The sequence below is a fragment of the Klebsiella scottii genome, assembly GCF_036561945.1.
Taxonomy (GTDB): Bacteria; Pseudomonadota; Gammaproteobacteria; order Enterobacterales; family Enterobacteriaceae; genus Klebsiella; species Klebsiella scottii.
The window spans coordinates 1,630,617-1,643,592 of the sequence record NZ_JARXNI010000020.1 but is presented as its reverse complement, the minus strand read 5'-3'; the positions used below and the strand labels follow the sequence as shown (position 1 = coordinate 1,643,592).

At 60.0% G+C, this 12,976-nt stretch carries 12 protein-coding genes and 1 riboswitch; of the genes, 4 read left to right on the top strand and 8 right to left on the bottom strand.

What is annotated here, in order from left to right:
- The first annotated feature begins 61 nt into the window (after positions 1-61).
- A complete protein-coding gene (mrdA, locus tag QFI97_RS15415) occupies positions 62-1,987 on the top strand; it encodes a penicillin-binding protein 2 (protein WP_346431511.1) in 1,926 nt (641 codons plus the stop codon).
- A 136-nt stretch (positions 1,988-2,123) separates the two neighbouring features.
- Positions 2,124-2,861 (top strand): glutamine amidotransferase, encoded by a 738-nt coding sequence (locus tag QFI97_RS15410; RefSeq protein WP_370525529.1) that lies wholly within the window; start codon positions 2,124-2,126, stop codon positions 2,859-2,861.
- Here the strand turns inward: QFI97_RS15410 and QFI97_RS15405 are convergent.
- Positions 2,858-3,412 (bottom strand): TetR/AcrR family transcriptional regulator, encoded by a 555-nt coding sequence (locus QFI97_RS15405; RefSeq protein WP_095097797.1) that lies wholly within the window; start codon positions 3,410-3,412, stop codon positions 2,858-2,860. The two genes, QFI97_RS15410 and QFI97_RS15405, sit on opposite strands and share 4 nt — an antisense overlap.
- A 116-nt stretch (positions 3,413-3,528) precedes the next feature.
- On the opposite strand from QFI97_RS15405, the gene QFI97_RS15400 reads away from it, so the two are divergent.
- Positions 3,529-4,311: an SDR family NAD(P)-dependent oxidoreductase gene (locus tag QFI97_RS15400; RefSeq protein WP_346431510.1), complete on the top strand. Its 783-nt coding sequence runs from the start codon at positions 3,529-3,531 to the stop codon at positions 4,309-4,311.
- An 18-nt stretch (positions 4,312-4,329) separates the two neighbouring features.
- Here the strand turns inward: QFI97_RS15400 and QFI97_RS15395 are convergent, their stop codons facing one another.
- Positions 4,330-5,217 carry a LysR substrate-binding domain-containing protein gene (locus tag QFI97_RS15395; protein ID WP_346431509.1) on the bottom strand — a complete coding sequence of 296 codons (888 nt, stop codon included), beginning with the start codon at positions 5,215-5,217 and terminating at the stop codon, positions 4,330-4,332.
- A gap of 99 nt (positions 5,218-5,316) precedes the next feature.
- Between QFI97_RS15395 and QFI97_RS15390 the strand changes: the two genes are divergently transcribed.
- A complete protein-coding gene (locus QFI97_RS15390; RefSeq protein WP_346431508.1) occupies positions 5,317-5,826 on the top strand; it encodes a DUF4865 family protein in 510 nt (169 codons plus the stop codon).
- A gap of 101 nt (positions 5,827-5,927) precedes the next feature.
- On the opposite strand, the gene QFI97_RS15385 is transcribed toward QFI97_RS15390, so the two are convergent.
- From QFI97_RS15385 to QFI97_RS15360, 6 genes are all read right to left on the bottom strand, one after another.
- Entirely contained in the window at positions 5,928-7,409 is a 1,482-nt protein-coding gene (locus QFI97_RS15385; protein WP_189339830.1) for a pyridoxal phosphate-dependent decarboxylase family protein, read from the bottom strand.
- A 9-nt stretch (positions 7,410-7,418) separates the two neighbouring features.
- Positions 7,419-8,804: a diaminobutyrate--2-oxoglutarate transaminase gene (locus QFI97_RS15380; protein WP_095097810.1), complete on the bottom strand. Its 1,386-nt coding sequence runs from the start codon at positions 8,802-8,804 to the stop codon at positions 7,419-7,421.
- Positions 8,805-9,110: 306 nt separating this feature from the next.
- Positions 9,111-10,046, bottom strand: a complete 936-nt coding sequence (locus tag QFI97_RS15375; RefSeq protein ID WP_346431507.1) for an ABC transporter substrate-binding protein — start codon at positions 10,044-10,046, stop codon at positions 9,111-9,113.
- A 27-nt stretch (positions 10,047-10,073) separates the two neighbouring features.
- Entirely contained in the window at positions 10,074-10,814 is a 741-nt protein-coding gene (locus QFI97_RS15370) for an ABC transporter permease (RefSeq protein WP_346431506.1), read from the bottom strand.
- On the bottom strand, positions 10,811-11,539 hold the full coding sequence (locus tag QFI97_RS15365; protein ID WP_331835226.1) for an ABC transporter ATP-binding protein: 729 nt from the start codon (positions 11,537-11,539) through the stop codon (positions 10,811-10,813). Before QFI97_RS15365 ends, QFI97_RS15370 begins: the two co-directional genes overlap by 4 nt.
- On the bottom strand, positions 11,536-12,231 hold the full coding sequence (locus QFI97_RS15360; RefSeq protein WP_346431505.1) for a TenA family protein: 696 nt from the start codon (positions 12,229-12,231) through the stop codon (positions 11,536-11,538). The genes QFI97_RS15365 and QFI97_RS15360 overlap by 4 nt, the downstream gene beginning before the upstream one ends.
- A 65-nt stretch (positions 12,232-12,296) precedes the next feature.
- Positions 12,297-12,398: riboswitch (TPP riboswitch) on the bottom strand.
- Between the last annotated feature and the right edge of the window lie 578 nt (positions 12,399-12,976).

The window sequence follows — 12,976 nt, the reverse complement described above, 5'->3', positions numbered from 1 at the left end:
GCTATCCTTCCCCGCTTTTAATTTTTTGGCTTCTTATTGAAACTCAGGTGAATTACCGCCAATGACTCTATTGAGAGATGAAATTCGCGATCACTCAGCGGAAGAGATGCTGTTTATTCGCCGGGCCGTGGTGGCTTTTATTCTGGTGGTGGTCTGCTTTAGCATTCTGATCGTTAACCTCTATCGGCTGCAGGTCAAACAGCACGATTTCTATCAGACCCGCTCGAACCAGAACGATATCAAAATGCTGCCTATTGCCCCGAGCCGCGGGCTCATCTTCGATCGCAACGGTATCCCGCTGGTACAGAACATCACCCTCTATCGCCTGCAGGTGATCCCCAGCAAAATCGCCGATATGAAAGCGCTGCTGCAGCAGCTGACGCCGATCGTTGATCTGACTCCCGATGATATCGCCAGCTTCCGCGACGATATGCTGCACAACAGTCGCTACAAAGAGGTGACGTTAAAATCCGCGCTGAGCGATGTCGAAGTGGCGCGCTTCGCGGTGAACGAATTCCATTTCCCCGGCGTAACCGTAGAGAACTACCAGCAGCGCGACTATCCCTACGGCGCCGAGCTGGCGCACGTTGTCGGCTACGTCTCGAAAATTAACGATAACGACCTGCAGAGGCTGGCAAAAAATGGCGAAGCCGAGAATTATGCCGCCGACCATAATATCGGCAAACAGGGTATTGAAGGCTATTACGAACAGGAGCTGCACGGTACCACCGGCTACCAGGAGGTCGAGGTGGATAACCACGGGCGGGTGGTGCGCCTGCTGAAAGAGGTGCCGCCGGTCGCCGGCAAAAATATCTATCTGACGCTCGATCTGCATCTGCAGCAGTATATTGAATCGGTGCTCAAGGGGCAGCGCGCGGCGGTGGTGGCGGTCGATCCGCGCGACGGCGGGGTGCTGGCGATGGTTTCCAGCCCCAGCTACGATCCCAATCCCTTTGTGAAAGGCATTGGCTATCAGGCCTACCGCTCGCTGCTCGATAACGCCGACCGGCCGCTGATCAACCGCGTGACCCAGGGCCTCTACCCGCCGGCCTCGACGGTTAAACCCTATATGGCGCTATCGGCGCTCTCTGCCGGGGTGATTACGCCCACCACCACCTTCTTCGGCGCGCCGACCTGGACGCTGCCGGGCACCCAGCGCCGCTACCGCGACTGGCTGAAAACCGGGCACGGCATGCTCAACGTCACCAAGGCCATTGAAGAGTCGGCGGATACCTTCTTCTACCAGGTGGCGTTTGAAATGGGGATCGATCGGATTCACAGCTGGTTAAGTAAATTTGGCTACGGTCAGCCGACGGGGATCGACCTCAACGAAGAGTATTCGGGGGTGCTGCCAAGCCGTGAATGGAAGCAGCGGGTTCATAAGAAGCCGTGGTATCAAGGGGATACCATCTCGGTCGGCATCGGCCAGGGCTACTGGATTGCCACCCCGATTCAGATGGTGAAAGCGCTGACGACGCTGATCAACAACGGCAAGGTGAAGGACCCGCATCTGCTCTACTCCATGAAGCGCGGCAATAAGGTTGAGCGCTATCAGCCGCCGCAAAACACGCCGCAGGTGGGCGATCCGAAATCGCCGTACTGGGGGATTGTGCGCAACGGGATGTACGGCATGGCTAACCTGCCAAACGGCACCGGCTACAAGCTGTTCCACACCGCGCCGTATCAGATTGCCGCGAAGTCCGGGACCTCGCAGGTCTTCAGCCTGAAGGAGAACCAGACCTACAATGCGAAAATGATCCCGGTCAGGCTGCGTGACCATATTTTCTATACCCTGTTTGCCCCGTATCAGCATCCGCGGGTGGCGATGGCGCTGATTCTTGAGAACGGCGGCGGCGACGGAGTGGTGGCCGGCCCTACGGCGCGCGCCATTCTTGACCATATCTTCGACCCGGCCAACGCGCCGGCGGCGGCAGAGGGCGGCGCAGAGGCTAACGTCCCGCAGATCGATAGCGCCGACGCGCAGTAGAGAAGAAAACGCTCCCCGGACGGTTATGCCGTCCGGGAATAATCGCCGGTAAATTGATTATTTGCCGCCGACGGGGCTTTTCTCCATAGTGAAGCCTTACGCAAATCTGAGAAATAAGAAAGGTATCGCCATGTCGTTGAGCAGAAAAACGCTTCTTTTGGTGCAGACCGGCACGCCGCCGCAGGAGATTGTCGCCGATCACGGCGACCTGCCGCGCTGGTTCGCCGATCTGCTGGCACCGTGGCGGGAGCAGATGAAAGCGGTGCGCGTATTTGCCGGCGAGACGCTCCCGGCGCCGGATAACGACACGGTGGCGGTGATCACCGGCTCCTGGGATATGGTGACGGACCGCCTGGCGTGGAGCGAGATGACCGCGGAGTGGATCCGCGCCGCGATGGCCATCGAGATGCCGCTGTTTGGCGTCTGCTACGGCCATCAGCTGATGGCCCACGCGCTGGGCGGCGAGGTGGATTACCATCCGGCAGGGCGTGAAACCGGCAGCAAAACCATATCGCTCTCGGCCGCTGGCCTTAGCGATAGCCTGGTTGCCGACCATCCCGCGACCTTCAGCGCTCATCTGACGCATCTGCAAACGGTGACCAAACTGCCGCAAGGGGCGGCGGTGCTGGCCTCGTCCGAGCACGATCCGCATCAGATTGTCCGCTATGGCGCCCACGCGCTGTCGACTCAGTTCCACCCTGAAATCACCCCGGAGATTGCCCGCTCGCTGATTTACTATCGTCAGGCGGTACTGCGCAATGAGGGCCTTGACCCGGACAGGCTGAGCCGCGCGGTCGAGGAGAGCCCCGTGGCCTCGGCGATTTTGACCCGCTTTGTGGCGAACTATCTGACCCCGGCCCCGAGGACGGCTTAACTCTGCGGCGCTTTCTCCTGTAGCCAGGCCGCGGTTTCGCGAAGAATTTCGTCCGACAGCGCCGGGTCACAGGTCATTCGCGCCAGAATCACCGCCCCGACCATCGCCGACCAGCTGCCGACGGCCGCGCGGCGCCTCGCCGCGTCATCTTCCCCGGGAACGGTCTTGCTGAGATTGGCTATCTGCTGCTTGAGCCCGGCGCTCATTTCACTCCGCGCCGGCTCCGACTGGCGGATAGTGTCCGCAGCCAACGCCGCCAGCGGGCAGCCGCTGGCAAAATTATCCCGATGCTCAGGGGAAAGGTAGCGTTCGATTTGCGGCGCGCTACCGTTTTCGGTGGCGCCGCTGGCTGTCTGCAGCTCCGCAAGGGTCAGGGCGATCAGCTCATCCTTCGATTTGAAGTAGCCGTAAAATCCGCCGTGGGTAAGACCCGCTGATTTCATGATATCGGTGACCGTGACCGCATCAAAACCCCGTTCACGAAACAGACGACCGGCGGCGGCAAGGATTGTCTGCTTATTCTCTTCGACCTGTTTTCTGCTCACTCTCATGGCATCATCCCGCGCTGAAATTATTTATGATGACTATCATATAACATTATTTACACCATACCCAGCCTGTGACATTATTCATGACGGTCATCATGTATAAATTCAGGAGAGCGAATATGAGCAGCAAATCAGCGGTACTGGTAACCGGAGCATCGACCGGCATTGGCGCAGTCTACGCCGAACGCTTTGCCCAACGCGGCCACGACCTGGTCCTCGTCGCGCGAAATACCGAGCGCCTTACCGCGCTGGCCCAGCGCCTGCGTAGCGAAGCGGGGGTGCAGGTCGACATTTTAACCGCCGATCTGACTAACGATGACGACGTTGCCGCCGTCGAGCAGCGTCTGCGGGAAGATACGCGCATCGGCATTCTGATTAACAATGCCGGCACCGCCATTCCCGGCGACTTTCTCAGCCAGAGCGGCGAGGAGCTCTCCCGGCTGATTGCGCTCAACGTAACGGCGGTGACCCGCCTGGCCCATGCTATCGCTCCCCGGCTGGCGGCCGTGGGGGAAGGGGCTATTGTCAACATTGCCTCGGTTGTCGGGCTGGCTCCGGAAATGGGCCTGACGGTGTATGGCGCAACTAAAGCCTTTGTGCTGTTTCTCTCTCAGGCTCTCGACGTGGAGCTGGCCGCGAAAGGGATTTACGTCCAGGCGGTGCTGCCTGCGGCGACCCGCACCGAGATCTGGCAGCGCAGCGGCCAGGACGTTGATGCCATTCCCGGCCTGATGGAGGTGGATAAACTGGTGGATGCGGCGCTGGTGGGTTTCGACCGCCGCGAATTAGTCACCATTCCGCCGCTGCACGATGAAACGCAGTGGGGGGCCCTGAACGCGGCGCGCCAGGCGATGCTGCCCGGCTTCGCGCAGTCGGAACCGGCGCCGCGCTACCGCGCCTGACGCCTTCGCGTGACGTTGTCACCTGAGCGTCAGCCCGCCCAGCGCCTCGGCCATCAGCTGTCCGAGCATCGCGCAGGCGGCGGTATTCCGCGCCTGAAGCGGATTCTCTTCGAGACCGATAGCCAGGGCGCCGGGGGATGGCAGCAGGGCGCCTGCGGCATGCAGATTCTCCGGCATGCCGATTTTGGTTCTGACCGTCAGGCCTAATCCGGCCTGCACCGCCGCCCAGACGCCGCTGAGGCTATGGCTAACAAACATCACCTGCCACGGAATGGCGGCCGCGTCGAGAGCGGCGATAGCCCTTGAGCGCATCAGGCACGGGCTTTCAAACATCACCAGCGGAAGCGGCTCGCCCGCGGCCAGCAGGGCGGCGACGTCGAGGTCCGGATGATGAATCCACTCCAGCTGGCACTGACCCAACGTTGGGCCGCTATCGTCGGTTTGCCAGAGCAGCGCCATATCCAGCGTGCGTTCGGCCAGCGCCTGGCGCAGCGGGAGATTGCGGTCCACTCTGGCGACGATCCGCAGCTGCGGGTGGTGACGTTTAAACTGGCCGAGGATCCCCGGCATCAGGGATTCGCCAAAATCCTCCTGCATCCCAATGCGGATCTCACCGGTAAGCCGTTCGCCTTTTAGAGCGCGTAGGGTCTCATCGTTGAGCTCCAGCATGCGCCGGGCATAGCCCATCAGCTTTTCTCCCTCGGCGGTGAGCGCCAGGTGACGACCCTGTTTCACCACCAGCCCGGCGTCGCACTGCATCTCCAGCTTCTTAAGCTGAGCGCTGACCGCGGAGGTTGAGCGCGAAAGACGTACCGCCGCCTGGGCAAAGCTGCCGCACTCGATCCCGGTGACAAAGGTGCGTAGCGCATCGAGATCCAGCGCCGGAGTAAGCTTTTCCATAATCATCCTCTTATTCAGGATGATGACTCCTGAATTATTCGATTTTCAGGAAGATACTGTGGCATCACACTGGGCTCAACGTCAACATTACCTTCCGGAGTTACCATGATCGTTATGCAGTATCGCTTTACGCTGCCCGCTGACTATGACATGTCGATTATTGAGCGCCGCATTCGCCACGGCGGCGCAAAGCTGGACGGCTTTCCCGGCCTGTTATTTAAAACGTACCTTTACTCTCGCAGCGATGACCGCGCCGGGGCTATAAAGGAGAACCGCTATGCTCCGCTGTACGTCTGGCAAAACGCAGAGGCGATGGCGCGCTTTCTGCAGAGTCCGGGGTTTGCCGGCCTGTGCGCAGACTTTGGCTGGCCGCGGATCGAAAGCTGGCTGGCGCTGCGCGTCCCGGCGGTCGGGGAGGTGATGGATAAGTCCTGGCTGAGCGTCAAAAAGCGCGCCATCGCTCCGTTTAGCGATCTGGCAAACCTCGATCTGCAGGGGCAGCTCTGCGCATGGGACCTGAGCCGCTGGCAGCTGCTGGAGGTCAGCTTTGGCGATGCGCCCTCGGATGAAGGAGAGAGTTATCGCATCGGCTACGTTGCGCGAGGAGAGGCGTAAAAAAAAGCCGATAAGGTGAGTTATCGGCTTTCGGGAGGAGGCGGGGCGGCAAGGGCCGCTATCCCGGATCGGGCGCAGGCGCCGCAGTCCGGGAGTTCAGCTTACTTTGCCAGCACTTCCTGGGCGGTGCGTTCAACCAGATTCAGCAGCACCTTGACGTCATCGAGGGTGACGATCGGGTTGAGCAGCGTCAGCTTCAGGCAGGTCACGCCGTTGTGCTCGGTGACGCCGACGTTGGCGCGACCGGAGTCCAGCAGCGCGTCGCCGATGCGCTGGTTAAGCAGGGCGATAGCCGCATCGTCGCTGCCCGCCGTCTGCTGCGGGCGCGAACGAAACAGCACGCTCGCCAGCTGCGGCTCCATAACCAGCTCCAGCGTCGGCTGGCTGGCAACGTATTCAGCGACGTTTTTCGCCATCGTCACGCCGTGATCGATAATTTCCGCGTACTGTTTCTGCCCCAGCGCTTCCAGCGCCATCCACAGCTTCAGCGCGTCGAAGCGGCGGGTGGTCTGCAGCGATTTGGACACCAGGTTCGGTACGCCGTTTTCTTCATCGAACTCGGAGTTCAGGTAGGCCGCCTGATAGCGCATCAGCTCGTAGTGGCGCGCGTCTTTTAGCAGGAACGCGCCGCAGCTGATGGTCTGGAAGAACTGCTTGTGGAAGTCCAGGGTGATGGAGTCCACGCACTCAATGCCGTCCAGGTAATCGCGGTAGTGCCCGGAAAGCAGCAGCGCGCCGCCCCAGGCCGCATCCACGTGCAGCCAGATCTGATGCTCCGCCGCAATGCCGGCAATCACGCGCAGCGGGTCGATAGCCCCCGCGTCGGTGGTGCCTGCCGTCGCCACGATCGCCATGATCTGCTCGCCGTTGGCCTGCGCTTCGGCAATTTTCGCCTTCAGATCTTCGACGTCCATGCGCGCAAAGCGGTCGGTTTTGACCAGGGTGACCGAACGGTAGCCGAGGCCCATCAGCGCCATGTTCTTCTGCACCGAGAAGTGGGCGTTTTCAGAACAGAACACTTTGTATTTGCGGATATCGCCCGGCAGACCATCCTGCTGAATCGAGTGCCCCTGGCGGGCGAAGAAAGCATCGCGCGCCAGCATCAGGCCCATCAGGTTACTCTGGGTGCCGCCGCTGGTGAAAACGCCGGCGTCGCCTGCCCGGTAGCCCACCTGGGCGCGCAGCCATTCGATCAGCTTCATCTCAATGATGGTGGCCGACGGGCTTTGGTCCCAGGAGTCCATACTCTGGTTGGTGGCGTTAATCAGCACTTCCGCCGCCTGGCTTACCACCAGGCTTGGGCAGTGGAGATGCGCCACGCACTGCGGGTGATGCACCGACAGGCTGTCTTTCAGGAAGTACTCGATCGCACGTTCAATCGCCGCCTGGTTGCCCAGACCCTGTTCGGTGAACTCAAGGGTAATGCGCTCGCGCAGCTCGGCGACGCTTTTGCCTTGATACATCTCAGGCTGCTTGAGCCACTGCGCGACGGCCTGGCTGGTCTGAGCGATAACCTGCTGATACGCCTCAATGCTCTGCGGCGAACCGGCAAGGATCGGATTCAATTGGGACATGGCGGTCACTTACTCCACTCAGACCGGTTTTACGCCGGCGGCCAGCAGGGCCTGTTCAAATTTGTCGAAGAAAATCTCCAGCTCAGCGTTGCTGATCAGCAGCGACGGCAGCAGGCGCAGGACGCAGCCGTTACGGCCGCCGCGCTCAAGGATCAGGCCCGCTTCGAAGCATTTTTTCTGCAGCAGGGCAGAGAGCGCGCCGTCTGCCGGGTAGCAGCCCATGTGATCCTGAGCTTCGTTCGGCTTAACGATTTCGATGCCGATCATCAGACCGAGACCGCGAACGTGACCAATGACCGGGTAGCGTTTTTGCATTTCGGCCAGCTTGCCTTTCAGCCACTCGCCCTGGGCCGCAACTTTACCGGCGATGTCGTTCTCTTTCAGGTGACGCAGGGTGGTCAGGCCGGTTGCCATTGCCAGCTGGTTGCCGCGGAAGGTGCCGGTGTGGTGACCAGGTTCCCAGGCGTCAAACTGCTTCTTGATACCAAGAACGGCCAGCGGCAGACCGCCGCCTACGGCTTTGGACATCACGATGATGTCCGGCTCAATGCCCGCGTGTTCGAAGGCGAACAGCTTACCGGTACGCGCGAAGCCGGCCTGGACTTCATCGATAATCAGCAGAATGCCGTGCTCCTGGGTCACTTTACGGATGCGCTGCAGCCACTCGACCGGCGCCGGGTTCACGCCGCCTTCGCCCTGAACGGCTTCAAGGATCACCGCCGCAGGCTTACGCACGCCGCTTTCAACGTCGTTGATCAGGTTTTCGAAGTAGTAGGTCAGCGCCTTCACGCCGGCTTCACCACCAATGCCCAGCGGGCAGCGGTACTGATGCGGGTACGGCATAAACTGCACTTCCGGCATCATGCCGTTAACCGCTTCTTTCGGTGACAGGTTGCCGGTCACCGACAGCGCGCCGTGGGTCATCCCGTGGTAGCCGCCGGAGAAGCTGATGACCGAAGAACGGCCGGTGTATTTTTTCGCCAGCTTCAGCGCCGCTTCAACGGCGTCAGCGCCGGACGGGCCGGTGAACTGCAGGCAGTATTCTTTACCTTCGCCCGGTAATAAAGAGAGCAGGTATTCGGAGAAGCGATCTTTTAACGGAGTTGTCAGATCGAGGGTATGTAACGGCAAGCCGCTGGTAATGACACTTTGGATGCTCTGCAGCACGTCAGGATGGTTATGACCAAGAGCCAGGGTTCCAGCACCGGCAAGGCAGTCCAGGTACTGTTTGTTATCCGCATCGGTCAGCCATACGCCTTCCGCTTTGGTAATGGCCAATGGCAGCTTGCGCGGGTAACTCCTGACGTTCGATTCGAATTCGGCCTGACGGGCCAAAAAGGTTTCGTTGTTTGCGTCCAATAAATCTGCACTTAAAGTATCAATACGGACTTTATCCGTCATCATATCACTCCCACAACCAGCGTTACGGTTGAACCCTGGTTGAATAATTGGTTTAAGAAAATGAATCGCCATTCATAAAGCGCGCACAATATATGGCTTTTTAAATCCGCATTCAACGTTTTATTTATTGCGCTATTTTTACGTTATTTTTACATTGTTAAATTTAATGATAAATGGCTGATTTTTATCCGTTATTTTAACGTTCATAAAACCATAAAAAGTGTAATTATTAGTGTAGGATTTTACCCTGTTTTATTACCGCTTCGCTGACGCCGCTGGCGGAAATAGTTCCGCCAGCGGTAAGGTTACTCAACGCAGTTCGATAGCGTACTGCGATAAAGGTGTGATTTTTTTAACCAACTTATTGTTAAACAAAAACTGTTCGTAGGCTTCGTAGCGCGGCTTATCAAGCGCCGCCGGATCGGTGGCGAACAGCGGTATCGTTTGCAGCCACGCCTGCTTGTTGAGCTCGGTATTCAGCTCCGGGTGAGCGGCGGCGAAGGCCTGCCAGGTCTCCTGCGGGTGGGCGCGTAGCCAGGTCACGCCTTTTTGCAGCGCGACGAGGAATTTTTTGATTTTCGCCGCGTGCGCTTCATCCCGGTTGGCGACAATCACCAGCTCGTCGTAGGCCGGCACGCCGTAATCCTCTACGTTCATGACCTGCGGCTCTTTGCCCTGCAGCTTCAGCTCCAGCGCCTCAATATTGCGGTAGCCGCCGATAACCGCGTCGACCTGGCCAGCAAGCAGGGCGCTGGTCAGCTGGAAGTTAACGTTGATCAGCTTGATACTTTGCGGATCGATATGCGCCGACTGCGCCATAGTTGCCAGCGTCGCCTGTTCGATGCCGCTCACCGAGTAGCCAACCTTTTTCCCCTTCAGGTCGGCGGGCGTTTTGATGCTCTTATCCAGCGCAATAATAGTGTTTAACGGCGAGTTAATCAGCGTCCCGACGCGCACCAGCGGCAGGCCCTCATCGGCGAAAAAATGCACCTGCGGCTGGTAGGTTATGGCCAGGTCGGCCTGGCGAGCGGCCACCAGCCGCGGCGGCAGCGCCGGGTCGGATGGCGGAATGATTTTGACGTCGAGGCCCTGTTCTTTAAAGGCGCCAATCTGTTCCGCAACCATAATCGGCGCGTGATCCGGGTTGATATACCAGTCCAGCACCAGGGTTAGCTTCTCGTTCGCCGCAGCGTGTGCGCTGATAGCCGCGCTGAGGGCCATCGCGGCAAAAATACGTTTATTCATGGTATTCCTTATTATCCGTACAGGTCATTATTCCGGCGTCCAGTCGATCAGCCGGTGCAAGAAAGCGTCGACCGCCAGCCACAGCAGGACGGTCAGCAGCACTAAAATAAACAGGGCCGCAAAGCAGATGTCGGTCTGCAGCCGGGCGTTGGCGTTGAGCATGACGTAGCCGAGCCCTTCGGCTGAGCCCACCCATTCGCCGATGATGGCGCCAATCGGCGCGACGGCGGCGGCCATCCGCAGGCCGGACCCCAGCGCCGGCAGCGCGGCCATCAGCCGCACGTGGCGCAGCTGTGCGCCAAAGGAGGCGCCCATCGTGCGGGCCAGATCGAGATAGTCGTGATTGACCCGCCGCAGGCCGTCAAAGAACGCGGAGGTGACGGGGAAGAAGATCACCAGCACCGCCATCATCACCTTGGCGCTCATTCCGAAGCCAAACCACAGCACCAGCAGAGGGGCGAGAGCGAACACCGGGATGGCCTGGCTGGTCAGCACCAGCGGCATCAGCCAGCGCTGCAGCCGCGGCGAGACGATCATGCAGAGCGCCAGCACCACGCCGAGCAGGACCCCGAGCAGCAGTCCGCTGAGAATTTCGCTTAGCGTCACCAGGGTATGCCAGCCCAGATACGCGCGGTTGAGCCACAGGGCGCCGGCGACCGCCGATGGCGAAGGCAGCAGAAAGGCGGGGATCCCGCTGCGGGTCACCAGCCACCAGACCAGCAGCAGGCCGCCAAACACCACCGGGCCGCGCAGGAGTTTGCCCCTCATCCGTCGGCCCTCATCAGTTGCTGCAGCAGTTCCGCCTGGCTGGCAAGCAGCGCGGGATCGTCCGCCGCCCGCGGCGGCAGGCCAGACAAATGGTGCGAATCGTCGATCCCGCCCGCGGACGGCGCGAGCACCAGCAGACGGTGGCTCAGGCGGCAGGCTTCCATCGGATCGTGGGTAATCAGCACCACGGTCCGGTCGGCCAGCAGCTCAGCCGCCAGGGTTTGAATACGCGTGCGGGTGATGGTGTCGAGGGCGGAGAAGGGTTCATCCATTAAGACCACGGGGCGGTCTTCATACAGCGTGCGGGCCAGCGCCGCGCGCTGACGCATTCCGCCGGAGAGCGACGCCGGGCGATCGTCGGCGCACTGCTCCAGCCCGACCTGGCGTAATAAGGTTGTCACGCGCGAACGGTCAACGCGCTCCCCGCGCAGGCGCGCGCCAAGCGCTACGTTATCGCGCACGTTCAGCCATGGATAGAGCAGGTCCTTCTGTCCCATCCACGCCAGCCGTTTCGCCACGGGCAGCCCGTCGCTGGCGTAGACCTGGCCGGACGTCGGCGCCGCGAGGCCGGCGATGATGCGCAGCAGGCTGGTTTTTCCGGCGCCGCTGGCGCCCAGCAGGGAGACCCACTGCCCGCCGGGGATATCGAACGATAAATCCTCAAAAACGACCCGCGAACCGAAGCGTAACCCCAGTCCCCGGACGTGGATGGCCGGGGGAGTCACGCCGACGCCTCCGTTACCGCATTCAGCCCCATCTGCCAGAAGTTGGCCTCCAGCCGCGTGGCGGTGGTGAAGATGGCGCTGAGCTCAGCGAATCTCGACTCGCCGCCGCGCTGCTGCCAGAGGGTTTCCAGCAGGGCGATCGCCGCGTTGACGCCGTTGAGATAGCCTTCGTCGCCATAGTTGCGGATCCACGAGGCGTAGGGATTATCGCTCAGGCGGGTCTGCGGACTATGCAGCAGCCCGAGCCCAATTTCTGCGTAACCGGCCACGCAGGGCATCAGCGCGGCCAGCAGATCCAGGGCGTCGCCGGAGTGGCCGATATCCAGCACGTAGCGCGTGTAGTTGACCGTCTCAGACGCCTCCGGCTCGGCGGCCATGATCGCTTCATCCAGCCCCCAGCCGGCGCAGTAGCCGACGTGCAGCGGCAGCTCGCTGAGGATGGCGTTCATCGAGGCCGCCGCGGCGCGCATCTCCGGCAGCGTGCGCAGCTTGCTGACCAGCAGGGCATAGCTGCGGGCAAAGTGGATCAAAAACAGATAGTCCTGCGTCAGGTAGCGGCGGAATGCGCGTTCGGGCAGGGTGCCGTCAGCCAGCTGATGTAAAAAGGGATGGGCGACGTAGTGCTGCCAGTCGCGTCCCGCCTGCTGGCGCAGACGACCGTAGATACCTTGAGTAAATGCGGGAAGAATCACAGGACCTCCTGATTAAGGGGAGATCCGGGCGTGCAGAAGTATGAACAGGCAATGGCGGAAAACTGGCAAAATTGCCGACCCGTCCCTTCGCTGGCATGACCCAGATCAGGTTCAAAGGGTTCGGCTTACGCCATCTCAGCCCTCACGGGACACCCCTCGGTAGGGCCATGTTATACGGCATTCACTTTTTGATTACAATCCCGGCTTCGGGTCATTGCGCCAGGGGATTGCGCTCCGTTTAAGTGACGGTGTCACGTGGTCATTAGCTGAAAAGTGCACGACGGCCACGGGCAGGGAAATTTTTATAGCTAATTAGTGTGATTTATCGCGCTTTTTTATCTAAAAGTAAGGCGAAAACCGGCCGCCGGCAGTGGGGACCTCCGCGGCGCGTACTATATATTCTCATAGGCTGAAAGCCATTATTCTTCAGTGACCTGGGGAGTAAAAAACCATATCGCCTGGAGAGTGCATGAAGCCGCTATTCCCCCGGCAGCAGCTGGCGCCGGGCAGCCCCTTGAACGCAGAGAAAAACAGGCGTCCGGCGAGAGAAAAAGCTCGCGGAAAGAGGTAAAGTGACCCGCAGAAGATGGACAGAAAAGATACGACTAACTCTGTTGGTTTCCTCTCTCCATTTGAAATGAATTGAATAATAGGTACCAATGCTGGTCGGGAGCGGTGAGTCACGTTTTTTGCCTGCTCAGACACCGTCTGTGATTAAAAATGGGTCTATAATTGGCGCTTCTGC